The sequence below is a fragment of the Streptomyces sp. NPDC005151 genome (assembly GCF_053599875.1).
In genome coordinates this window covers 14,561-36,921 of record NZ_JBSFYR010000065.1, presented here as the reverse complement: position 1 = coordinate 36,921, position 22,361 = coordinate 14,561, and the positions used below count along the sequence as shown (strand labels likewise).

The 22,361-nt window shown below is 69.9% G+C and carries 21 protein-coding genes; 9 read left to right on the top strand and 12 right to left on the bottom strand.

Going from position 1 to position 22,361, the window contains the following annotated elements:
- Nucleotides 1–23 precede the first annotated feature (23 nt).
- The 4 genes from ACWD6R_RS28230 to ACWD6R_RS28215 all read right to left on the bottom strand — a co-directional run bounded on the left by ACWD6R_RS28230 (nucleotide 24) and on the right by ACWD6R_RS28215 (nucleotide 3,564).
- Complete coding sequence (locus ACWD6R_RS28230) at nucleotides 24–1,028, bottom strand: hypothetical protein (RefSeq protein WP_451821278.1); 1,005 nt, start codon at nucleotides 1,026–1,028, stop codon at nucleotides 24–26.
- A 106-nt stretch (nucleotides 1,029–1,134) separates the two neighbouring features.
- Complete coding sequence (locus ACWD6R_RS28225; protein ID WP_451821277.1) at nucleotides 1,135–2,112, bottom strand: ABC transporter substrate-binding protein; 978 nt, start codon at nucleotides 2,110–2,112, stop codon at nucleotides 1,135–1,137.
- A 30-nt stretch (nucleotides 2,113–2,142) separates the two neighbouring features.
- The gene (locus tag ACWD6R_RS28220; protein ID WP_451821276.1) at nucleotides 2,143–2,847 is read right to left on the bottom strand and encodes an ABC transporter permease; all 705 of its coding nucleotides are present in this window, start codon (nucleotides 2,845–2,847) and stop codon (nucleotides 2,143–2,145) included.
- Nucleotides 2,848–2,850: 3 nt separating this feature from the next.
- Entirely contained in the window at nucleotides 2,851–3,564 is a 714-nt protein-coding gene (locus tag ACWD6R_RS28215) for an ABC transporter permease (RefSeq protein WP_451821275.1), read from the bottom strand.
- Between the two features lie 130 nt (nucleotides 3,565–3,694).
- On the opposite strand from ACWD6R_RS28215, the gene ACWD6R_RS28210 reads away from it, so the two are divergent.
- Nucleotides 3,695–4,873 (top strand): betaine/proline/choline family ABC transporter ATP-binding protein, encoded by a 1,179-nt coding sequence (locus ACWD6R_RS28210; protein WP_451821274.1) that lies wholly within the window; start codon nucleotides 3,695–3,697, stop codon nucleotides 4,871–4,873.
- Nucleotides 4,874–5,125: 252 nt separating this feature from the next.
- Here the strand turns inward: ACWD6R_RS28210 and ACWD6R_RS28205 are convergent, their stop codons facing one another.
- Nucleotides 5,126–6,247, bottom strand: coding sequence for an alpha/beta hydrolase (locus ACWD6R_RS28205; protein ID WP_451821273.1), 1,122 nt, complete (start codon nucleotides 6,245–6,247; stop codon nucleotides 5,126–5,128).
- 140 nt (nucleotides 6,248–6,387) lie between these two features.
- Between ACWD6R_RS28205 and ACWD6R_RS28200 the strand changes: the two genes are divergently transcribed.
- From ACWD6R_RS28200 to ACWD6R_RS28175, 6 genes are all read left to right on the top strand, one after another.
- Complete coding sequence (locus tag ACWD6R_RS28200; protein ID WP_451821272.1) at nucleotides 6,388–8,229, top strand: phosphatidylglycerol lysyltransferase domain-containing protein; 1,842 nt, start codon at nucleotides 6,388–6,390, stop codon at nucleotides 8,227–8,229.
- A gap of 30 nt (nucleotides 8,230–8,259) precedes the next feature.
- On the top strand, nucleotides 8,260–9,120 hold the full coding sequence (gene folP, locus ACWD6R_RS28195; protein WP_451821271.1) for a dihydropteroate synthase: 861 nt from the start codon (nucleotides 8,260–8,262) through the stop codon (nucleotides 9,118–9,120).
- Nucleotides 9,117–9,590 carry a nuclear transport factor 2 family protein gene (locus tag ACWD6R_RS28190; protein WP_451821270.1) on the top strand — a complete coding sequence of 158 codons (474 nt, stop codon included), beginning with the start codon at nucleotides 9,117–9,119 and terminating at the stop codon, nucleotides 9,588–9,590. The genes folP and ACWD6R_RS28190 overlap by 4 nt, the downstream gene beginning before the upstream one ends.
- Before the next feature lie 216 nt (nucleotides 9,591–9,806).
- Nucleotides 9,807–10,166, top strand: a complete 360-nt coding sequence (folB, locus tag ACWD6R_RS28185; RefSeq protein ID WP_266984344.1) for a dihydroneopterin aldolase — start codon at nucleotides 9,807–9,809, stop codon at nucleotides 10,164–10,166.
- Nucleotides 10,163–10,774, top strand: a complete 612-nt coding sequence (folK, locus tag ACWD6R_RS28180) for a 2-amino-4-hydroxy-6-hydroxymethyldihydropteridine diphosphokinase (RefSeq protein WP_451821269.1) — start codon at nucleotides 10,163–10,165, stop codon at nucleotides 10,772–10,774. Before folB ends, folK begins: the two co-directional genes overlap by 4 nt.
- 98 nt (nucleotides 10,775–10,872) lie before the next feature.
- Nucleotides 10,873–11,355, top strand: coding sequence for a DUF3180 domain-containing protein (locus ACWD6R_RS28175; protein ID WP_366689382.1), 483 nt, complete (start codon nucleotides 10,873–10,875; stop codon nucleotides 11,353–11,355).
- A gap of 17 nt (nucleotides 11,356–11,372) precedes the next feature.
- Here the strand turns inward: ACWD6R_RS28175 and folE are convergent, their stop codons facing one another.
- The 6 genes from folE to dacB form a co-directional block, all read right to left on the bottom strand.
- Nucleotides 11,373–11,978: a GTP cyclohydrolase I FolE gene (gene folE / locus ACWD6R_RS28170; RefSeq protein ID WP_451821268.1), complete on the bottom strand. Its 606-nt coding sequence runs from the start codon at nucleotides 11,976–11,978 to the stop codon at nucleotides 11,373–11,375.
- Between the two features lie 145 nt (nucleotides 11,979–12,123).
- Nucleotides 12,124–14,151, bottom strand: coding sequence for an ATP-dependent zinc metalloprotease FtsH (gene ftsH, locus ACWD6R_RS28165; protein WP_451821267.1), 2,028 nt, complete (start codon nucleotides 14,149–14,151; stop codon nucleotides 12,124–12,126).
- Between the two features lie 214 nt (nucleotides 14,152–14,365).
- Nucleotides 14,366–14,905 carry a hypoxanthine phosphoribosyltransferase gene (hpt, locus tag ACWD6R_RS28160; protein WP_072487175.1) on the bottom strand — a complete coding sequence of 180 codons (540 nt, stop codon included), beginning with the start codon at nucleotides 14,903–14,905 and terminating at the stop codon, nucleotides 14,366–14,368.
- Nucleotides 14,906–15,004: 99 nt separating this feature from the next.
- Nucleotides 15,005–16,096 (bottom strand): tRNA lysidine(34) synthetase TilS, encoded by a 1,092-nt coding sequence (gene tilS, locus ACWD6R_RS28155; RefSeq protein WP_451821266.1) that lies wholly within the window; start codon nucleotides 16,094–16,096, stop codon nucleotides 15,005–15,007.
- Between the two features lie 199 nt (nucleotides 16,097–16,295).
- Nucleotides 16,296–17,429, bottom strand: a complete 1,134-nt coding sequence (locus tag ACWD6R_RS28150; RefSeq protein ID WP_451821265.1) for a zinc-dependent metalloprotease — start codon at nucleotides 17,427–17,429, stop codon at nucleotides 16,296–16,298.
- A gap of 49 nt (nucleotides 17,430–17,478) precedes the next feature.
- On the bottom strand, nucleotides 17,479–18,984 hold the full coding sequence (dacB, locus tag ACWD6R_RS28145) for a D-alanyl-D-alanine carboxypeptidase/D-alanyl-D-alanine endopeptidase (protein WP_451821264.1): 1,506 nt from the start codon (nucleotides 18,982–18,984) through the stop codon (nucleotides 17,479–17,481).
- 86 nt (nucleotides 18,985–19,070) lie between these two features.
- On the opposite strand from dacB, the gene ACWD6R_RS28140 reads away from it, so the two are divergent.
- A complete protein-coding gene (locus ACWD6R_RS28140; RefSeq protein ID WP_037691000.1) occupies nucleotides 19,071–19,565 on the top strand; it encodes an inorganic diphosphatase in 495 nt (164 codons plus the stop codon).
- Between the two features lie 204 nt (nucleotides 19,566–19,769).
- Nucleotides 19,770–21,497, top strand: a complete 1,728-nt coding sequence (locus ACWD6R_RS28135) for a threonine/serine ThrE exporter family protein (RefSeq protein WP_451821263.1) — start codon at nucleotides 19,770–19,772, stop codon at nucleotides 21,495–21,497.
- A gap of 30 nt (nucleotides 21,498–21,527) precedes the next feature.
- Here the strand turns inward: ACWD6R_RS28135 and ACWD6R_RS28130 are convergent, their stop codons facing one another.
- On the bottom strand, nucleotides 21,528–22,244 hold the full coding sequence (locus tag ACWD6R_RS28130; RefSeq protein ID WP_451821262.1) for a DedA family protein: 717 nt from the start codon (nucleotides 22,242–22,244) through the stop codon (nucleotides 21,528–21,530).
- Nucleotides 22,245–22,361: the final 117 nt, after the last annotated feature.

Genomic DNA, 22,361 nt, shown 5'->3' with positions numbered 1-22,361 from the left:
ACCGACCGGCGGCAGGCCAGGGCCTACGAGATCGCGCTGCGCAGCTCCACGACGTCCAGTTGCTCCGTCTCGTCGTGCGCGGTCAGGTCGATGACCTTGCCGACGGCCCGGTTCTGCGCCGTCCCCGTGCGGTGCGCTGCCAGCGCCTCCTCGCCGACCACGTCCGCGAGGTCCTCGTTCTGCACGGACTCGATCGCGGCGCGCGCCTTCTGCGTACCGAAGAAGTCGAAGCTGCCCTGCGGCACCGGATGACGGCGGGACGCGGCGTACGGAACGACCGCGGTGGCGGCCGGGACGGCGCGCGGCGCGGGGAGCGCGGTGGACGGGCGGGCCGGAGGCAGGGCGGCCGACGGGCGGCGGTGCTGCTCGGCAGCGGCCGCCGCGTGCTTCCCCTTGCGCTCCTCCGCCTCCTGGGCTCGCTCCGCGAGATCGCGCTTCCTGGCCTGCTCGGCGGTGCGGCGGGCCTCCTGGAGCGCGGCGTTGCGGGTGAGGTCCTGCAGGGCCTGAGCGGCGCGCGCATACGCGGCCGGTGTCGGCGTGGAGCGGGCCGTGGGCAGCTCCCGGGGCGAGGCGGCCGCTTCGAGCGCGAGCTGCCTGCGTCCCTCCAGCGCGCTGGCCCGCTCGGTCTCGGCGTTGGCGTAACGGCGCAGCAGTGCGGCGTGCTCGCCGCGCAGACCGGCGAGCTCCACACGCTTGCGGCGCAGCTTCGTCTCCAGCCGGACGCGCAGGGCCCGCGACTCCTCCAGGTCGGCCTCGAGCTCCGCGATGCGCTCCTCGGTCTTCCATTCGTCGCTTGCGCGGGCACGCATCAGCTCCGCGACGCGACGGCCGGCCTCCCGGTCCCAGGAGCGCATCAGATACGCACCGGTGACGGCGGCGGCCGCAGCGGCGGCGACCAGTCCGCGCAGGACCAGGGGCTCGGCGAGGAGCCAGGCGCCCGCAGCACAGACGACCGACGCTCCGGCGACAACCGAAGGCGGAAGGATTCTGTGCAGAGGTGGCGAATGGCGATGACGTCCACGTGGCATGGCCTGAAATTTACCGTGCGTGCGGGTCGCTTGGGAGGCCACCCGGCAATCTGTTCCCCGGCGGTTACCTGACGGGTTACCCGGCAGCCCCCGGAGTGGTCCCTTCCTACTTCTTGATCAGACCTTTCGACTGCAGATAGTCCTTGGCCACATCGGCCGGCTTGGCACGCTCGGCGTCGACCTTGCGGTTCAGTTCCGCGAGGTCCTCGGTGGTGAGCGTCCTGGTGAGCTTGCCGAGCGCATCGGCAATGTCCTGCGCTCCGGCGTCCTTGGCATTGAGAACCGGAACGACGTTGTCCGCATTCTGGAGCTTCTTGTCGTCCTCCAGGAACACCAGGTTGAAGCTGTCCAGCACCGCGTCCGTGGTGGTCGTGAGGACCAGCTGGTCCTTGCCGTCCTTGACGGCCTGCTTGGACTGCGGGGTGCCGACTCCCTTCGGGTCGATACCGGTGACATCAATGCCGTACGTCTTCTTCAGACCCGGTGCGCAGAAGGGCCGCACCTCGCACTCGTCACCCGCCGCGATCTTCACCTTCAGCTTGGACGCACCCAGATCCGAAAGGGTCTTGAGCTTGTTCTTGTCGGCGAATTCCTTGGTCACCGCGAACGCGTTCTGGTCGACCGCTTCGCCGTACGGGAGCACCTTCAGTCCGCGCGGGGTGGCGAGCTTCTCCAGCGCGGCGGTGGTGGCCGCCGCGTCACCGGAGGCGACCGGATTCTTCTCGGCCGTCTTCGCGCCGTTCGCCTTGGCGTTGAGGAACTCGGCGATCGTCGCGGCGTATTCCGGTACGACGTCGATCTCGCCCTTCTCCAGGGACGGCTCGTACAGTTCCCGGTTCTTCACCGTGGTGACCGAGGTGCTGTATCCGGCGTCGCCGAGGATCTGTGCGTACAGCTCGGCGAGCACCTTGGACTCGGTGAAAGCCGCGGCGCCGACGACGAGCGAGCCCTTCTTCCCCGAGTCACCGGACGCGGCGGAGCCGCCCTTGTCCTTCTCCAGGCTGTCGCCGCCGCAGGCGGCGAGCGAGCCGGCCAGTGCGACCATGCCGATGACCGCGCCCGCTATGCGCAAGGTCTTGCTCATGATGTTCTCCGTCCACAGCAACAGGGCTGATTACGAGTTGTGTTGGGTAAATCGGATGGGCCAGGCGGTCCGGCGGCGGCGGAGCGGCGACAGGGCCCGGTCCAGCCCCACCAGCACGGCCTCCACCGCCAGGGCGAGCACGGCGACGAGCAGCGCGCCGGCAACCACCTGCGGTGTGTTGTACGTGTTGAAGCCGGCGGTGATGATGCGGCCGAGCCCGCCCTGACCGACCATGGCGGCGATCGTCGCCGTGGCGATCACCTGGACCGCCGCCGAGCGCAGACCGGTCATGATCATCGGGTAGGCGAGCGGGAGCTCGACCCGTACGAAGAGCTGGCCGCCCGACATCCCCATGCCGCGCGCCGCCTCGGCCACCGACCGGTCCACCTCCGTCATCCCGACATAGGCGTTGGTCAGCAGCGGCGGCACGGCGAACAGGACCAGCGCGGTGATCGTCGGCACATAACCGGCGTTGCGCAGCGGCGACACCATGAACAGGGCCAGCACCGCGAAGACCGGGATCGCCCGCCCCACATTGGAGAGGTTCACGGCCAGTGCGCCGCCCTTCCCGATGTGCCCCAGGTACAGAGCGACCGGCAGCGCGATCGCGCAGGCCAGCGCGAGTGACACCCCGCTGACGTACAGATGCTCGCCGAGCCGGTGCCCCGCCCCGCTCTCCCCCGACCAGTTGGCGCCGGTGGTCAGCCAGGTCCAGGCCTCTCCGAGTACTCCCATGGGTCAGACCGCCTTCACCTTGGCGACCGCACCCACGGCGTCGCGCGTCGTGCGTATGCGGGTCCAGGGCGTCAGCAGCCGTTGCACCCCGAGCAGCAGCAGGTCCGCGACCACCGCGAGCAGCACGCAGAGCGCCGAAGCGGTGAGCACCTGTGCCTTGAAGAAGCTCGGCAGGGCGTCCTCGATGAGGTTGCCGAGGCCGCCTCTGCCGACGATCGAGCCGACCGTGGTCAGCGCGATGGTGGAGACGGTGGCGATCCGGACCCCGGCCATCACCGCGGGCAGGGCGAGCGGGAGTTCGACCTCCCACAGGAGTCGGCCCGGCCCGTATCCCATGCCCTTCGCGGCGTCCTTCGCCTCCTGCGGCACGGCTTCGAGCCCGGCCAGGATGTTCCGTACGAGAATGGTCAGCGAATACAGCACCAGCCCGGTGACGACCAGCGCGGCCGAGAGCCCGAACAGCGGCAGCAGCAGCGAGAACATCGCCAGCGACGGCACGGTGTAGAGCACCGTCGTCAGTCCGAGCACCGGTCCCGCAATACGCCGGCTGCGGCGCGCGAGCAGCGCCAGCGGAAATGCCACCAGGAGTCCGATCACCACCGAGACAGCGGTGAGCCAGATGTGCTGAACGGTCGCATCGGTCAACTCCTGGCTACGGGAACGGAGATACTCACCGCAGATCCAGTCGTTCGTCACCAGGCAGTTCTGTCCGGCCATCCGTCCCCCACCTCCCGTTCGCCGGTCCGTACTGATGTCTGGCGACCCTATCCCCGACCACTGACAATCGCCGAGGCCGTTGTATTCCAGCAACATGTCCTTCACAGAACACGCGCCACAATGGGGAACCATGATCCGTTTCGAGCACGTCACCAAGCGGTACGCCGACAGCACGACCGCAGTCGACGACCTTTCCTTCGAAGTGGCCGAAGGTGAACTGGTCACGCTCGTAGGGCCGTCCGGCTGCGGCAAGACCACCACCATGAAGATGGTGAACCGGCTGATCGAACCGACCGAGGGCCGGATATTCCTCGACGGGGACGACATATCCGCCATCGACCCCGTGCGGCTCCGCCGCCGTATCGGCTATGTGATCCAGCAGGTCGGGCTGTTTCCGCACAGGACGGTGCTGGAGAACACCGCGACGGTTCCTCATCTCCTGGGCTGGAAGCGGGGAAAGGGCCGCGAGCGCGCCGCCGAACTCCTCGACCTCGTCGGACTCGATCCTTCCGTTTATGGTGACCGATATCCGGACCAGCTCTCCGGTGGTCAGCGCCAACGCGTAGGAGTGGCAAGGGCGCTGGCTGCGGATCCGCCGGTACTGCTGATGGACGAGCCTTTCGGTGCGGTCGACCCGGTGGTCCGTGAACGGCTGCAGAACGAATTCCTCAAACTCCAGGCCCAGGTCCGGAAAACCGTGTTGTTCGTCACGCACGACATCGAGGAAGCCGTCAGGCTCGGCGACCGCATCGCCGTCTACGGGCAGGGCTCCATCGAGCAGTTCGACTCCCCCGCGACCGTGCTCGGTGCCCCCACCACCCCGTACGTGGCGGACTTCGTCGGCGCCGACCGCGGCCTCAAGCGGCTCTCCGTGACCCCCATCGAGGAGAGCGATCTCGACCAGCCGCCCGTCGTCCATCTGGACGACCCGCTCTCCCGGGCGACCGAGCGGCTGCGTGCCGAGGGTGCGCGCTGGGCCGTCGTCCTGGACGCCGACGACCATCTGCACGGCTGGATCCCGGCCGGCACCGCCCTCACCGAGGCCAAGGGCACGGTCCGCGAACACGCCCGCCGCATGGAAGCGTGGCTCCCCGTCGGCGCCCCGCTCAAGCAGGCGTTCGCCACGATGCTGCAGCACGACGCGGGCTGGATCGCGGTCATCGACAAGGAGAGCACCGGCCGGTTCCTCGGGGTGCTCACCCCCGCCCGCCTCCATGAGGCGCTGCGCCGCTCGATCGACGCGGACGCCCAGGACCTGCCGCGCGCCGACGTGAATGTGGAGACGGTGGCCCGGGCAGGCTCGCTCTGAGAGCCTGTCGGGTGGCCTTCGATCGGAAAGCGGACGCGGTCTGGTGCGTGCGATTCCAAGGCGCCGGAGGGCCCTCGGATGGGGTCTCCCCTGCTCGAACGAAGCTGAGAGCTTGGGGAAGGAGCTACTAGGGCATTTCGGCAACGCGGGAAGCGTGCGTGCCAGACCGCGTGGCCGCCCGATCGGAGGCCACCCGACAGGCTCTGAACCGGGGGCACGCGCCCGGCATCTCCACGAGCCTGCCGCACTCGGTCAGTTCTCGCTCAGCCGGCTGCTCATCCACTCCAGCGCCGAAGGGATCTCGCGCCGCCAGGTGTTGAAGTTGTGCCCGCCGCTGTCCAGCACGATCGAGGAGACCTGGGCGGGCGCCTTCACCTTCGCCATGAACCTCCGCGTACTCCGGTAGTTCCCCTCGCCCTGCCGTGACGTCGTCACCAGGAACGACGACTCGGGCTGGGGCAGATGGTCCAGGCTCCACAGCAGGTTCGCGCGCTCGCGCTCCGCCCGGTTCCCGTGGAAGAGATCACCGGTCGTCGGGTCCTCGGCCGCCTTGTAGTACGCGGACAGACCGGCGCTCGCCGCGAACCTGTCCGGGTGGTGCAGGCCGATCTTCAGTGCGCAGTACCCACCGGTCGAGTCGCCCATGATGCCCCAGTTCCGTGCCCGCTTCCCGATCCGGTACGAGCCCGAGACCGCCTGGGGCAGATCCTTCGCGAAGAACGTCTCGGTCTGCGGCCCGCCCGCTATGTCCACGCACTCGGTGTCCCGCGGCGGCGCGACCGTGGGCCTCAGCAGCACCAGGATCATCGGCTGTGCCCGTCCGGCTTTCACCCGATCGAGTGCGGTGCGTGGATACGCAAGACCCTTCAGGAGGTTCTCCGCGGTGCCCGGATAGCCGGTGAGGACGACGACCGCGGGGAACTTCCGGTTGGCGTACTCCGGCTGGAAGTACTCCGGCGGCAGATACACGTACGCCGAACTCTTGATCTTCGACCGCCGCCCCGCGATGACGACCTTGTCGATCCGGCCGGCCGTCGTCGGGCGCAAATCACCGGGGACGTCCGGCCGCTGTATCCCGACCCGGACAATGTTCTTCGATGCCAGGGTCCCGGCCGCCCCGTCCGTGACCACGCCCAGTTCCTGCTGCGTACCGAAGAGATCGGCCCAGGAGCCGTAGAACAGAAAGGAGTTGTTGGCCATCAGACCGACCGAGGTGAAGACCATCACCTGGGTCGCCAGCAGCAGGCCGACCCGGCCGAACACCGCGGGCACACTGCGGCGGGCCAGTCTCGGCCAGATCAGGACCGTGGCAGCGAACAGAACGACGGTCAGCACAGTGGACAGGGTCAGAACTGCCTTGCTGGTGAGCCCCATGGTTGGGTGAGCCTTCTTGTCAGGATTTTTCCGGGATGCGGGTGAACCCATCGCCCGGAAGCCTCGTCCTAGAGGTCGCACATCGTCCGGACCGCTTCGGCCGACGGACTCAAGAATCTCTCGCGGAGCCACGGGAAGCGATGTCTATCATTCTAGATGGGGATAAATCGGAATCGGTTCCGAATGCTGTACGCAAGTTCGTACGCGGACCGCACCCCGAATCCGTACCGGCGCTCGTCGGCGCCTCCTGCACCCTCGTCGGTCTGATCGACGTCGCCGCAGGGGTGTTCCCGCGCTTCCGGCACAGCCGGATGCACACGCTCGCCGAAGTCCTTCCAGGAGCCCTCGGCCCCTTCGCCGCCGCGCTGTCGCTGAGCGCAGGCGTCCTGCTGCTGCTCCTCGCCCACGGCCTCAAGCGGAACAAACGGCGGGCCTGGCGCGCCGCCGTGGTCCTGCTGCCGGCAGGCGCGGCAGCGCAGTTCGTCTACCGGCACTCGATCCTCGGCGTCCTCGTCTCCCTCACGCTCTGCTGTCTGCTGGTCCTCCACCGGAGTGAATTCGCCGCGCTCCCCGACCCGCGCAGCCGTTGGAGGGCGCTGGCCAACTTCGTTCTCCTCGGGGCGGGTTCGCTCAGCCTGGGGCTGATCATCGTCTCCGTTCACCCCGGCCACGTCGTCGGCAACCCCTCCATCGCCGACCGTCTCCAGCACGTCCTGTACGGGCTGTTCGGCTTCGAGGGCCCCGTCGAGTACGCCGGAGTGACCTCCTGGACCGTGGCCTACTCGCTCGGCGCACTCGGTCTGCTGACCGCCGTCACCACCATCTACCTCGCGTTCCGCCCCGAGCATCCGGCCGCCCGGCTCACCGAGGAGGACGAGGTCCGGCTGCGGGCACTCCTCGACAAGCACGGCGGCCGCGACTCGCTCGGCCACTTCGCGCTCCGTCGCGACAAGGGCGTCGTCTTCTCCCCCAGCGGCAAGGCCGCCGTCTGCTACCGCGTGGTGTCCGGGGTGATGCTGGCCAGCGGCGACCCGATCGGCGACGTGGAGGCCTGGCCGGGCGCCATCGAACGCTTCATGGACGAGGCCAAGGCGCACTCCTGGACCCCCGCGGTAATGGGCTGCAGTGAGACGGGCGGCGAGGTCTGGACCCGCGAGACCGGGCTCGACGCGCTGGAGCTCGGCGACGAGGCGGTGGTGGATGTCGCGGATTTCTCGCTCGCCGGGCGCGCGATGCGCAACGTGCGCCAGATGGTGAAGCGCATTGAGCGGAACGGTTACGAGACCCGCGTCCGGCGCGTCCGCGACATAGGCGAGACCGAGCTGGCCCGCATCCGGCGGGCCGCCGCCGACTGGCGCGGCACCGATACCGAGCGCGGCTTCTCCATGGCGCTCGGCCGGATCGGCGACCCGGCCGACGGCGACTGCATCATCGCCACCGCCCACAAGGCCGACGAGCACACCGCCGACTCCCCGTACGGCGATCTGAAGGCCGTGCTCCACTTCGTCCCGTGGGGCACGGACGGCATGTCCCTGGAGCTCATGCGCCGCGACCGCGCCGCCGACCCCGGGATGAACGAGCTGCTGATCGTCGCCTCCCTGCACGACGCGCCCCGGCTCGGCATCGAGCGTGTCTCGCTGAACTTCGCGATGTTCCGCTCGGCGCTCGCCCGCGGCGAGAAACTGGGCGCGGGCCCGGTGCTGCGGGGCTGGCGCGGGCTCCTGATCTTCCTGTCGCGCTGGTTCCAGATCGAGTCGCTGTACAAGTTCAACGCCAAATTCCGGCCCCGCTGGGAGCCCCGCTTCGTCGTCTACCGCTCCAGCCGCGACCTGCCCCGGATCTCGTTCGCCGCGATGCAGGCCGAGGGCTTCGTCAACGTCGGGCTGCCCCGTCCGTTCGCCCGCCGATTCCCGGCCTCCCGGCCCCGGCCCTGCGCCCACGCGCCGGGTCCCGGACCGGAGCGCGGTACCAGCGCGGCGTAACACCGCTCCGTACGGGCCTACGCTGGTCGCATGAGTACGTTGCGTGGACGAGGCACGGTCCAGGGCCTGCCGGAGTGGGATCGCTGTGCGGTCATGGGTGTCGTCAATGTGACCCCCGACTCCTTCTCCGACGGAGGCCGCTGGTTCGACACCACGGCTGCGATCAAGCACGGCCTCGACCTGGTCGCCGCAGGTGCCGACCTGGTCGATGTCGGCGGCGAGTCGACCCGTCCCGGCGCCAGCCGGGTGGACGAGGCCGAGGAGCTGCGGCGCGTGATCCCGGTCGTCCGGGGGCTGGCCCAGGAAGGCATCACGGTCTCCGTGGACACCATGCGGGCCCGGGTCGCCGAACAGTCCGTCGCCGCAGGTGCGGCGCTGGTCAACGATGTGAGCGGCGGGCTCGCCGACCCGGACATGATCCCGGTCGTCGCCGCCGCCGGAGCGCCGTTCGTGGTCATGCACTGGCGTGGCTTCAGCAAGTCGATGAACAGCCGTGCGGTGTACGAGGACGTCGTCGCCGAGGTCGTCGCGGAGCTGCGGACGCGGATGGACGCGGTGGTCGCGGGCGGTGTCGCCCCCGAACGAATCGTGGTCGACCCCGGCCTGGGCTTCGCCAAGGACGCCGCCCACGATCTCTCCCTCGTCGCCCACCTCGACGAGCTGCGCGCGCTGGGCCGCCCCCTGCTGGTCGCCGCCTCCCGCAAGCGGTTCCTCGGCCATGTGCTGGCCGGTGAGGGCGCCGCACCGCCGCCCGCCCGGGAACGCGACGCGGCCACCGCCGCGATCTCCGCCCTCTCCGCCCAGGCGGGCGCCTGGGCCGTCCGGGTCCACGAGGTCCGGGCGACCGCCGACGCCGTCCGGGTCGCCCGCGCCGTCGAGGGAGCCGCGTGAGCGACGACCAGGAACAGGTGGCTGCCGACATCGCGGCGGTCGAACAGGCCAACACCGCCTTCTACGAGGCGATGGAACGCGGCGACCTGGACGAGCTCTCCGGGCTCTGGCTGCCCGGCGAGAACCTCACGATCTCCTGCGTCCACCCCGGCTGGCCGGTGCTCAGCGGACGCGGCGAGGTGCTGCGCAGTTACGCCCTGATCATGGCGAACACCGAGTACATCCAGTTCTTCCTGACCGATATCGGGGTCTCGATGACCGGGGAAACGGCCCTGGTCACCTGCACCGAGAACATCCTCAGCGGCGGTCCCGCGGAGGACGGCGGCGAGCTCGGACCACTGGTCGGCCAACTCGTCGTCGCCACCAATGTGTTCCGCCGCACCGAGGACGGCTGGAAGCTCTGGTCCCATCACGGGTCCCCGGTGCTGACCGAGGACGAGGACGAGGACGAGGACGAGTCGCCCTCCTGACCCCCTGCGGGGGCGCAGTCCCGGGCGGATACGCCCCCGAGGGGATTGGACTCCGGGCTGCGGGGTAGGGGACGCGCCTACCAGCCCCGCGCGGTCCCATCCATAGCCCCCGCAGGCAAGCACTGTCCGCGCTCGCAGGTAGATTCGAAAGAGGGCACCTTGCCGTCCGCACGCGGCCCCGTGTTTCTACGACCAACAACAGCAGGAGTGATTCGCGTGGATCGTGTCGCGCTGCGCGGCCTCAAGGCCCGTGGGAACCATGGCGTCTTTCCCCGGGAACGGGAAGAGGGCCAGACCTTCATTGTCGACCTGGTTCTCGGCCTCGACACCCGCCCCGCGGCAGCCGCGGACGACCTGACCAAGACCGTGCACTACGGCGTGGTCGCCGAGGAGGTCGTCGACATCGTGCAGGGCGAGCCGGTCGATCTGATCGAGACGCTCGCTGAGCGCATCGCCCAGAAGTGCCTGGGACACGAAGGCGTCGAGGAGGTCGAGGTCGTCGTGCACAAGCCGGATGCGCCGATCACCGTCCCGTTCGACGACGTGACCATCACCATCACCCGGAGCCGAGCATGACAGCATTTTCTACCGAGGGGCAGAGCGACCCGACCGTACAGCCGGTGCCCGCCTCCGTGGTCGAGCAGGTCGACGCGGCGGACATCACCCTCTCCAACCCCAAACCGGCCGTGATCTCGCTCGGCTCCAACCTGGGCAACCGCCTGGAGACCCTGCAGGGCGCCATCGACGCCCTGGAGGACACCCCCGGCCTCCGGGTCAAGGCGGTGTCCCCGGTGTACGAGACGGAGCCGTGGGGTGTCGCCCCCGGCTCCCAGCCGTCGTACTTCAACGCGGTGATCGTCGTGAAGACGACGCTGCCCCCGTCCTCCCTCCTGGAGCGCGGCCAGGCCATCGAGGAGGCCTTCGACCGCGTCCGCGAGGAGCGCTGGGGCCCGCGCACCATCGACGTGGACATCGTGGCGTACGCGGATGTGGTCTCCGACGACCCGGCGCTGACCCTTCCCCACCCCCGGGCCCACGAGCGGGCCTTCGTGCTCGCCCCGTGGTACGACGTCGACCCCGAGGCGCAGCTGCCCGGCCACGGCCCGGTGGCGGAGCTGCTCGGCACGATCGGCCGCGACGGCGTACGCCCCCGGGCCGATCTGGAACTCCGCCTGCCCGAGTAGTCGTTAGGCTCAGGGCAGGTCAGCACAGGACACAGAACAGACAGCCGGACAGACGGGCGAACGGCCCGGTCGGCCGGCGGCGAAGGGCGGCTTTCTCGGTGAAGCAACTACGGCTCGGGGTACTGGCCGGACTCTTCGCCGCGGCCGGCGTGCTGTCCTGGGGCGGTGCCCGCCTCTGGGACTCCCTCGCGACCCTGCCGAGCGTGCCGATCGCCGCGCCCATCGTGCTCGCGGTGATCGCCGTCATCCTGCTCGCGACGGCGCTCTCCATCCGCTCCCGGCTGCGCGCGCAGCGGGAGCGCCGCCCGGGCGCGAAGGGTGTCGAGCCGCTGATGGCCGCCCGCGCCGTGGTCTTCGGCCAGGCCAGCGCCCTCGTCGTGTCGCTGGTCGCCGGCCTGTACGGCGGCACCGGGGTCTTCCTGCTCGGCTCGCTCGACATCCCGGCCCGCCGCGACCAGGCGATCTACGCCGGTTTCGCGGTGCTGGCCGGGATCGGGGTGGTCGCCGCCGCCTTGTTCCTGGAGCGCGTCTGCAAGCTCCCGGAGGACAAGGACGACGACAAGAGCGCCGCCTCCGCCTGACGCTCCGCCCCCGGCCCTCAGCGGGCCATGATCAGGCTCATCGCCTCGGCGCGCGTCGCGGGGTCACGGAGCTGGCCGCGTACCGCCGAGGTCAGCGTCTTCGCCCCGGGCTTGCGGATGCCGCGCATCGACATGCACATGTGCTCGCACTCGACGACGACGATGGCTCCGCGCGGCTCCAGGATCCTCATCAGTGAATCGGCGATCTGCGTGGTCAGCCGCTCCTGGACCTGCGGGCGCCGGGCGTAGACGTCGACCAGCCGGGCCAGCTTCGACAGGCCCGTGATCTTGCCGGTGGTCGCCGGGATGTACCCGACATGCGCGACCCCACGGAACGGCACCAGGTGGTGCTCGCAGGTCGAGAACACCTCGATGTCCTTGACCAGCACCATCTCGTCGTGGCCGATGTCGAACGTGGTCGTCAGGACGTCCTCCGGCTGCTGGTTCAGACCCGCGAATATCTCCTTGTACGCCCGCGCCACCCGTCCCGGCGTCTCACGCAGCCCCTCCCGGTCCGGGTCCTCCCCGACGGCGAGGAGAAGCTCGCGCACCGCTGCCTCGGCCCGCTTCTCGTCGAACTCACCGATCGAACCCTGGCCGTCCAGCGTCACCGGGTCGGTCATCTGTGCCTCGTTCCTTCAGCTGTCACCTGCGCGGACATCGCGCAGACATACAAAAAGCCGCGCCCCCACAGGCTAAAACCTGGGGGGCGCGGCATCCATTCCGGGTCGGTGGACCCCCGTGACAGGGGCCACACCGGGGTCCGCACTAGCTCTCGGGACGGTCCTCAGGGATCGCCTCGGTGGCCGCGGCGGTGTCCGTCGGAGTCGACCCGTTGGCCGTGGTGACCCCGTTGGTGAGGGCGAGCTCCTTCGGCGAGAGCACCGGCGGCCGCGTCGACGGCGTACGCCGTGCGGAGCCGGTCCACGCCGGGCGGGCCGGACGCTTCACGATTCCGGCGAAGATCTCGGCGATCTGCTCCTTGCCGAGGGTCTCCTTCTCCAGCAGCTGGAGAACCAGGTTGTCGAGAACGTCGCGGTTCTCGACGAGGATCTCCCACGCCTCGTTGTGCGCGGTCTCGATGAGCTTCTTGACCTCTTCGTCGACGAGCGCCGCGACCTCTTCCGAGTAGTCGCGCTGGTGGCCCATCTCCCGGCCCAGGAAGGGCTCGGTGTTGTCGCCGCCGAACTTGATCGCGCCGAGCCGCTCCGTCATGCCGTACTGCGTGACCATCGCGCGGGCCGTGGCACTGGCCTTCTCGATGTCGTTCGCAGCGCCGGTGGTCGGGTCGTGGAAGACCAGCTCCTCGGCCGCGCGCCCGCCCAGCATGTAGGCCAGCTGGTCGAGCATCTCGTTGCGCGTCGTGGAGTACTTGTCCTCCTCCGGCAGCACCATCGTGTAACCGAGGGCGCGGCCGCGGGAGAGGATCGTGATCTTGTGCACCGGGTCCGAGTTGGGGGAAGCCGCCGCGACCAGGGCGTGTCCGCCCTCGTGGTACGCGGTGATCTTCTTCTCCTTGTCGGACATGATCCGGGTCCGCTTCTGCGGGCCCGCCACGACACGGTCGATCGCCTCGTCCAGCATCTCGTTGTCGATCAGCTTCTTGTTGCTGCGCGCCGTGAGGAGCGCCGCTTCGTTCAGCACGTTCGACAGGTCGGCACCGGTGAAACCGGGCGTACGACGGGCCACGGCGCCGAGATCGACGTCCGGGGTGACCGGCTTGCCCTTCTGGTGCACCTTGAGGATTTCGAGACGGCCCTGCATGTCCGGCCGGTCGACCGCAATCTGCCGGTCGAAGCGGCCCGGGCGCAGCAGCGCCGGGTCGAGGATGTCCGGCCGGTTCGTGGCGGCGATCAGGATGACGCCGCCCTTCACGTCGAAGCCGTCCATCTCGACAAGCAGCTGGTTCAGGGTCTGCTCACGCTCGTCGTGACCACCGCCGAGACCCGCACCGCGGTGCCGGCCGACGGCGTCGATCTCGTCGACGAAGACGATCGCCGGGGCGTTCGCCTTGGCCTGCTCGAACAGGTCACGGACCCGGGAGGCACCGACACCGACGAACATCTCGACGAAGTCGGAACCGGAGATCGAGTAGAACGGGACGCCGGCCTCGCCCGCGACGGCGCGTGCGAGCAGCGTCTTGCCCGTACCGGGAGGCCCGTACAGCAGGACACCCTTGGGGATCTTCGCGCCGACGGCCTGGAACTTCGCCGGCTCCTGGAGGAACTCCTTGATCTCGTGGAGTTCCTCGACAGCCTCGTCGGACCCCGCCACATCGGCGAAGGTCGTCTTCGGGGTGTCCTTGGTGATCAGCTTGGCCTTGGACTTGCCGAACTGCATGACCTTGGAGCCGCCGCCCTGCATCTGATTCATCAGGAACAGGAAGACGACCACGATCAGGACGAAGGGCAGCAGCGAGAGAAGGATCGAGATGAACGGGGACTGCTTCGACGGCGAGACGGTGTAACCCTTCTCGATGTCACCGCTCTCGAACTTCTTCTGCAGCGTGTCGGCGAGCTGGACGCCCTGGTCACCGATGTAGCTCGCCTGGAACTTGCTGCCGGACTCGCCCGAGAGTTTCTGGCCGTCCTTCAGCTCAATCTTGAGGATTTGTTCGTCGCCGGTGGTCAGCTTGGCCTGCTCCACCTGGTTCTTGCTGATCGCCTGGATCACCTTGCCGGTGTCCACCGTCTTGTAGCCGCCCGACGAGCCGACGACCTGCATCAACACGACCACGGCGAGGACGGCCAGCACGATCCACATGACCGGCCCACGGAAGTATCGCTTCACGTCCATCCATACGGAGCGAAGTCGCCCCGTCCCTCCTGCCCGTAGGTAAATGCTGCTGTGAGAAAAGACTGTTCTTCGGACGGTACCCCAGCATTGTCACCTGCGACCGCCTGGGCCGTCTGTCAAACCGGCCTTCAAAGGCTCCAACGGCGGGAACCCGTCAGTGGTTCCCGGGGGTGCACCCGGGTCGGGTGCGGGCCGGAGGAGGCCTGCGGGGCCTTCAGCCGCCGTAGACGTGCGGGGCGAGCGTGCCGACGAAGGGCAGGTTGCGGTACTTCTCCGCGTAGTCCAGCCCGTAGCCGACGACGAACTCGTTGGGGATGTCGAACCCGACCCACTTGCAGTCGAGCGCGACCTTCGCCGCATCCGGCTTGCGCAGCAGGGTGCAGATCTCCAGGCTGGCGGGTTCACGCGAGCCCAGGTTCGACATCAGCCAGGACAGGGTCAGGCCCGAGTCGATGATGTCCTCGACGATCAGGACGTGCTTGCCCTTGATGTCGGTGTCCAGGTCCTTGAGGATCCGGACGACACCGGAGGACTGGGTGCCCGCTCCGTACGAGGAGACGGCCATCCAGTCCATCGTGACGGGGGTGGACAGCGCGCGCGCGAGGTCCGCCATCACCATCACGGCGCCCTTGAGGACGCCGACGATGAGCAGGTCCTTGCCCGCGTACTCCGCGTCGATCTTCGCGGCCAGCTCGACGAGCTTCGCGTCGATCTCTTCCTTGGTGAGAAGCACCGACTGAAGGTCGGTGCCCATGTCCTTCTCGTTCACCCACGTCTCTTTCTTTGCCTGCCCGGTCCGGGGTGGTGCCCCGGCCGTGCGCGGCCGCTCGCCTGCATGTCAGCCGCTTGTGCTTCAGCTCTGCCGAATCACCAGTCTGCCACCCTGGCGCCGGGCTTCGACGCGGCCGGGCAGGTTGATGGCCTGCTGGCCGCGCCAGCCGGTGATCAGTCGGTCGACTTCCTCGATGTGGCGGGCGAAGAGGGAACCGGCCGGAGCGCCTGCCTCTACGGCCGCCCGGCGCAGCACCCGACGGCGTACGGCGGGGGGCAGCGCGTACATCTTGGCGCAATCCAGCTGCCCGGCGTCGTCCCGTACGGCGGTGTCGGCCTCGGCGGCCCAGGTATCCAGGGCGTCGGCGTCGTCGCGGGAGAGCTGCGCGGTACGGGCCAGGGCCTCGACGACGCCTTTGCCGAGGGCCTTCTCCAGGGCGGGCAGGCCCTCGTGGCGCAGCCGGGAGCGGGTGTAGGCGGGGTCGACGTTGTGCGGGTCGTCCCAGACGGACAGTGACTGGACCAGGCACGCCTTGCGGGCGGTCTGCCGGTCGAGCTGCAGGAAGGGGCGGCGGTAGCGGCCGGCCGGGCCGGAGGCGGCGGCCATGCCGGAGAGCGAGCGGATACCGGAGCCGCGGGCGAGGCCGAGCAGGACGGTCTCCGCCTGGTCGTCACGGGTGTGGCCGAGCAGGACGGCGGCGGCGCCGTGGCGCTCGGCCGCGGCGTCCAGGGCTGCGTAGCGGGCGTCGCGGGCGGCGGCCTCGGGTCCGCCGTCGCGGCCGACGTGCACGGCGACGGCCTCCACCGGGTCGAGGTCCATGGCGGCGAGGCGGGCGGCGACCTCGGCGGCGCGGACGTCGGACCCGTCCTGGAGGTTGTGGTCGACGGTGATGCCGCCGGCCCGGACGGCGAGTTTGCGGGCCTCGAAGGCGAGGGCGGAGGCGAGCGCCATGGAGTCGGCGCCGCCGGAGCAGGCCACCAGCACCAGCGGGGCGTCGGGGCGTCCGGGGAGCGCGGGGCGCCGCCTGCCCGGGCCGGCTTCGGCGAGCTCGGGGCGCGGGGCGCGTTCGGTGCGTTCGGTGCGTTCGGTGCGTTCGGCGAATTCGTTCAGTACGTCGTGGAGTACGCGGCGGACCGCCAGGCGTATCGCCGCGACCGCAGGATGGGGACCCATGTCCGGTGCCCTTCGTGAAGTTTTGGGGGTGCCTCGGAGCGTCGGAACGGGAAGAGTGCCGTCACCCAGAGTGCGTCGATGGTGACAGAGTCAAGCCCGTTCATCGAGCATTGCACGCCTTCCCATGCCCCTACGGTCCCTCGGATGGGTGATTACCGGGGCGTACGTCTTCCGGCTTCCCCCGTCGGCCGCCTCATGATCACGACTCTGCCTTACGGTGCACCCTCGCGATCCAGTCCGCCGGTTTGGCGATCTCGGCCTTGGTGGGGAGCGTGTTCGGGGAGGTCCAGACCCGGTTGAAGCCGTCCATGCCGACCTCGTCGACGACGGCGCGCACGAACCGCGCGCCGTCCCGGTACTGGCGCAGTTTGGCATCGAGGCCGAGGAGCTTGCGCAACGCCTGGTCGAGGCGGCTGGCGCCGCGCGCCCGGCGCTGCTGGAACTTCTCCCGGATCTCTCCGACGGAGGAGACGACCTCGGGGCCGACACCGTCCATCACGTAGTCGGCGTGTCCTTCGAGCAGGGACATCACGGCGGTGAGCCGGCCGAGGATCTCGCGCTGGGCGGGCGTCTGGACGATCTCGACGAGGCTGCGGCCGCCGTCCTCGCCCTCCTCGCCCTCGGGCGTGCTGCCGGCGAGCGACTGGGCGGCCTCGCGGAGCCGTTCCAGCACGGTCATCGGGTCGACGTCGGTCTCGTCGAGGAATGACTGGATTTCGCCCTGCAGATGGTCGCGGAGCCAGGGGACACCGGTGAACTGGGTGCGGTGGGTCTCCTCGTGGAGCGCGACCCAGAGCCGGAAGTCGTGCGGGTCGACGTCGAGTTCGCGCTCGACGTGGACGACGTTCGGGGCGACGAGCAGCAGTCTGCCGCCGCCGCTGAGGGAGGCCGGGAGCTCACGGCTCGCAGGGGCGAACGTCTCGTACTGTCCGAGGACCCGGGAGGCCAGGAACGACAGCAGCATGCCCAGCTCGACGCCGGTCACCTTGGAGCCGACCGCGCCGAGCACGGCTCCGCCGGGGCTGCCGGAGCGTCGGTTCTCCATTTTTGCCAGGAGCGGGCGGAGCAGTTCGCGGAAGCCCGCGACGTTCGCCCTGATCCAGCCGGCCCGGTCGACGACCAGGACCGGGGTGTCCTCCGGTTCGGCCCCCTCCGGGATCATCCGGGTGAAGGAACGGACGTGCTCCTCCGACGCCTTGGCATGCCTGCGGAGCTCCGCGACGACCTCGCGGGCCTCCTCGCGGCTGATGTCGGGTCCCGGCCGCACGAGCCGGGTCGCGGTCGCGACCGCGAGATTCCAGTCGACCATCTCGGCACCACCGATGCTCGTCATGCGTCAACCGTACGTGCTCGGGTCCGTCCGCGGTGTGCTGTTGACCGGCTCATCGGGTACGGACGGCGAGGCTCGTGGCGAGGGCGTCGAGGGCGGACTGGGCCTCGGACGGTGACGTCGTGCCGGACGCCAGGAAGGCGAAGGCGAGCAGCCGGCCCCGTGCGTCCACGACCGTCCCGGCGAGGGTGTTCACCCCGGTGAGGGTGCCGGTCTTGGCGCGGATCAGTCCGGTGCCGCGCGAGGTCGAGGTGTACCGGTTGCTGAGCGTGCCGGTGAAACCGGCCACCGGAAGGCCGGTCAGGACCGGGCGCAGCTCGGGGCGGCCGGGTTCGGCGGCGCGGGCGAGGAGGCCCGCCAGCAGCCCGGCGGTGACCTTGTCCTTGCGGTTCAGTCCGCTGCCGTCGGCGAAGTTCGCGCCGGCCAGCGGCAGGTGCAGCTTCTTCAGCCGGGCGGTGACGGCCCGTCGGCCGCCGTCGAAGTCGGCCGGTTCGCCGGCGGCCAGGGCGGTCTGCCGGGCCAACGCCTCGGCGATGTCGTTGTCGCTGTTGGTCAGGGCCCGTTCGACCAGGGCGGACAGTGGGGCCGAGAGATGCTTGGCGACCGGCCGGGACGCGGCGGCGGCGCGCCCCCGCGCGGGGGCGGACCCGGTGCCGATACCGGCGTCGTTCAGGAGTCCGGCGAAGGTGCGGGCGGCGTCACCGGCCGGGTCGCCGCTGCGCGGGGCGGGTCCGCTGTCCGTCCGGTCGAGCCGCCCCTCGGCCAGCATCAGGGCGCTGACCGGGGCGATGTTCTCGTTGGGGCCGATCGGGTGCAGGGCGGGGCCGGAGTACCGGGAGGTGTCGTACCGGAGCCGGACGGAGTCGACGCCGCGGTCGCGCAGGGCTCGTACGGTCCCGGCGGCCAGTTCGCGCAGCGCCGCCTTGTCGAGAGTGGGGTCGCCGCCGCCCACGAGGGTGAGGGTGCGGGAGTCCGGGGATGCCTGGACGGTCGTGGCGATGCGATGGTCGGGGCCGAGGGCGGAGAGTGCGGCGACGGCGGTGGCGATCTTGACGGTGGAGGCGGGCGTCATCGCGGTGTCGGCACCCTTCCCGTACAGCCGCTTGCCGGTGGCCGTGTCGATGACGACGGCGGTACGGACGGTGCCGAGCGCGGAGGAGGCCAGCAGCTTGTCGAGGGTGGTGCGGAGAGCGGCCGCCGCTCCGTCCGGGGTGTCCGGCTCGTCCGGGGCGGCCTCGTCGACCCGGGTGCCGAGGGCCGCGAGGACGGCCGGGGCACTGGGGGCGGGGGCCGGCGCGGCGGGCGCGGCGGGCGCGCCGGCTTCGTGATGTGCGCCACCTGTGCGGTCCCGGGCGGCTGCCCACTGCTGCTCGGCCTTACGCTGACCCGAGTCCCAGGGACCGGCGGCGAGGACGGCGCCGGCTGCAAGCGCCAGGCCGAGGACGGCGGAGCCTGCCGTGAACTGCCAGTTGCTCCATCCGTTCACCTTGTTCAGGCAGCCCGCCACGGTCGGCTTGCGCAACGGGTTGATCGACGGTCTTTTCACCGGCTCGGCCACCGTTGACCAGCCCCTTTCGCGAGCACACATCTCCGTGGGGGACACTTAATCACCAGTCGTATGTGTTGATCATGGAGGAGCCACCCGTGGAGTTCGACGTCACCATCGAGATCCCGAAGGGTTCGCGGAACAAGTACGAGGTGGACCACGAGACCGGTCGGATCCGCCTGGACCGTCGACTCTTCACCTCGACCAGCTACCCGGCGGACTACGGCTTCGTCGAGAACACCCTCGGCGAGGACGGCGACCCGCTGGACGCGCTGGTCATCCTGGACGAGCCGACCTTCCCCGGCTGCCTCATCAAGTGCCGCGCCATCGGCATGTTCCGCATGACGGACGAGGCCGGCGGCGACGACAAGCTGCTGTGCGTCCCGGCCTCCGACCCGCGGGTGGAGCACCTGCGCGACATCCACCACGTGTCGGAGTTCGACCGCCTGGAGATCCAGCACTTCTTCGAGGTCTACAAGGACCTGGAGCCCGGCAAGTCCGTCGAGGGTGCCGACTGGGTCGGCCGCGCCGAGGCCGAGGCCGAGATCGAGGCCTCCTACAAGCGCCTCGAGGCGCAGGGCGGCAAGCACTGACACTGCGGTGTCCGTGACCGCCGCACAGGCGTGATCCCGGTTCCGCTTACGGTTCCGGCTGCGGTTCCGTAAAGAGTTCGGCGCAAGGAACGGGCGGCACACCCCTCACCGGTGTGCCGCCCGTTTCGCATGTGCGCCCATGTCCGTGCCCATACTGGGCAGGAGCGCAACCCAAGACGCGCAGCCAAGAAGGAGCAAGGTCCAGTGGTGGCGGAACCGGGCGGTCCCGAGGATCAGAAGCCCCAGTCCGACGAGGCGCGCAGCGCCTTTGCCCCGCCGGCCGGGGTGGGGCGCCCCGCAGCGCCGCACGAGGACGACCACCCCACATCGGAGTTCGCCCTCCCGGCCGGTCTGGCGACCGAACCGCAGGGGTCCGGATCCGGCCCGGGAGCAGGTTCCGCTTCCGGCTCCGGACCGGGTTCCGGCCCGGGCTCGGGTTCGGACACGATCGGTTCGGCCTTCGCCCCGCCGAGCACGTACAGCGCCAGCCAGTCGCCGCCCGCATTCACTCCCGCGCACGGCATCCCGATGATCCGGCTGACCAAGGAAGCTCCTTGGCAGGACCGGATGCGCACGATGCTGCGGATGCCGGTCGCCGAGCGGCCGGCGCCCGAGCCGGTGCAGAAGCCCGACGACACGGGACCCGCGGTGCCGCGCGTGCTCGACCTGACGCTGCGTATCGGGGAGCTGCTGCTCGCGGGTGGTGAGGGCGCGGAGGACGTCGAGGCCGCGATGTTCGCGGTGACCCGCTCGTACGGTCTCGACCGGTGCGAGCCGACGGTCACCTTCACCCTGCTGTCGATCTCGCACCAGCCGTCGCTGGTCGACGACCCGGTGACGGCGAGCCGTACCGTACGCCGCCGCGGCACCGACTACACCCGGCTGGCCGCCGTCTTCCGGCTCATCGACGACATCACCCACGAGGACGTCGAGGTCTCCCTGGAGGAGGCGTACCGGCGGCTCGCCGAGATCCGCCGCAACCGGCATCCGTACCCCGGCTGGGTGCTGACACTGGCCGCTGGCGGGCTGGCGGGTGCGGCATCGGTGCTGGTCGGTGGTAACGCACTGGTCTTCGTGGCGGCGGCGGTCGGCGCGATGCTCGGCGACCGGCTCGCCTGGCTCTGCGCTGGGCGCGGGCTGCCGGAGTTCTACCAGTTCGTGGTGGCGGCGATGCCCCCGGCCGCGATGGGGGTCGCGCTGACCCTCACCCACTCGACGGACATCCGGCCGTCCGCCGTCATCACCGGTGGGCTGTTCGCGCTGCTGCCGGGGCGGGCCCTGGTGGCGGGCGTCCAGGACGGCCTGACCGGCTTCTACATCACCGCGGCGGCCCGGCTCCTCGAAGTCACGTACTTCTTCATCGGCATCGTCACCGGGGTGCTGCTGGTCCTGTATCTGGGAGTGCAGCTGGGCGCCCAGCTCAATCCGGAGACGCGGTTCGTGGCCCACGACCGGCCGGTGGTGCAGATCCTGGCGTCGATGGCCCTCTGTTTCGCCTTCGCGATCCTGTTGCAGCAGGAGCGGTCCACGGTGCTCGCGGTGACCCTGAACGGCGGTGTGGCGTGGGTGATCTACGGGGCGATGGCCCGGACCGGGGGTATCTCGCCGGTGGCGGCCACGGCGGTGGCCGCCGGGCTGGTGGGGCTGTTCGGGCAGCTGCTCTCGCGGTACCGGTACACCTCGTCGCTGCCGTTCATCACGGCCGCGATCGGTCCGCTGCTGCCGGGTTCGGCGACGTACTTCGGTCTGCTGGGTGTCGCGCAGAACGATCTGGTCCGCGGGCTCGCCTCGCTGTCGACCGCGGTGGCGACGGCGCTGGCCATCGCGATCGGGGTGAATCTGGGAAGCGAGATCTCCCGGCTGTTCATGCGGGTGCCCGGAGCGGTCGGCGGGGCGAACCGCCGCGCGGCCAAGCGGACGCGCGGCTTCTGACCCGGGTACGGGCCCCGTATCGAGCAGCGGTCAGCGCTTGGCGTGGCGGCCGCGCTGGCCCGTGGACGGGGCGCCACCGCCGGCGATCGGGCCCCGGCCCTCGCCGCCCCCGGCGGCCGCTTCCTTCTTCGACTGGCTGCGGGCGCGCAGGAACTCGACAGCGATCGGCACCACCGAGATCAGCACGATCAGGATGAGCATCGCCTCAATGTTCTTGCGGACGAGCTCGATCTGCCCGAGCCCGGCGCCGAGCAGGGTGACCCCGACGCCCCACAGCACGCCGCCGATGATGTTGAACGTGATGAACGAGCGGTAGTTCATCCGGCTCACACCGGCGATGATCGGGGTGAACGTACGCACGATGGGCACGAAGCGGGCCAGGATCAGCGACTTCGGCCCGTACTTCTCGAAGAACTCGTGGGCCTTCTCGACGTTCTCCTGCTTGAAGAGGCGGGAGTCGGGGCGCTTGAAGAGCGAAGGTCCGACCTTGCGGCCGAAGAGATAGCCCACCTGGTCGCCGATGATCGCCGCCAGCGCCACCAGGACGCAGACCAGCCACAGCGGGGTGTGCAGCTTGTCCGTCGTCACCAGCAGACCCGTGGTGAACAGCAGGGAGTCGCCGGGCAGGAAGAAGCCGATCAACAGCCCGGACTCGGCGAAGACGATGACCAGCACACCGAGCAGTCCGAACTGCCCGATGAGATGGTCCGGGTCCAGCCAGCTCGGTCCGAGCGCAAGCGTATTCAAAGGTCCGGGCTCCAGGATCGGTCGATGGCAGCTGCGTAGCGCCCAAAGCTATCAACGCCGGAAGACAGCTCCGGGTTCCAGTGGACCGCGCGGGGATGCACACCGGGTGAACCGGGA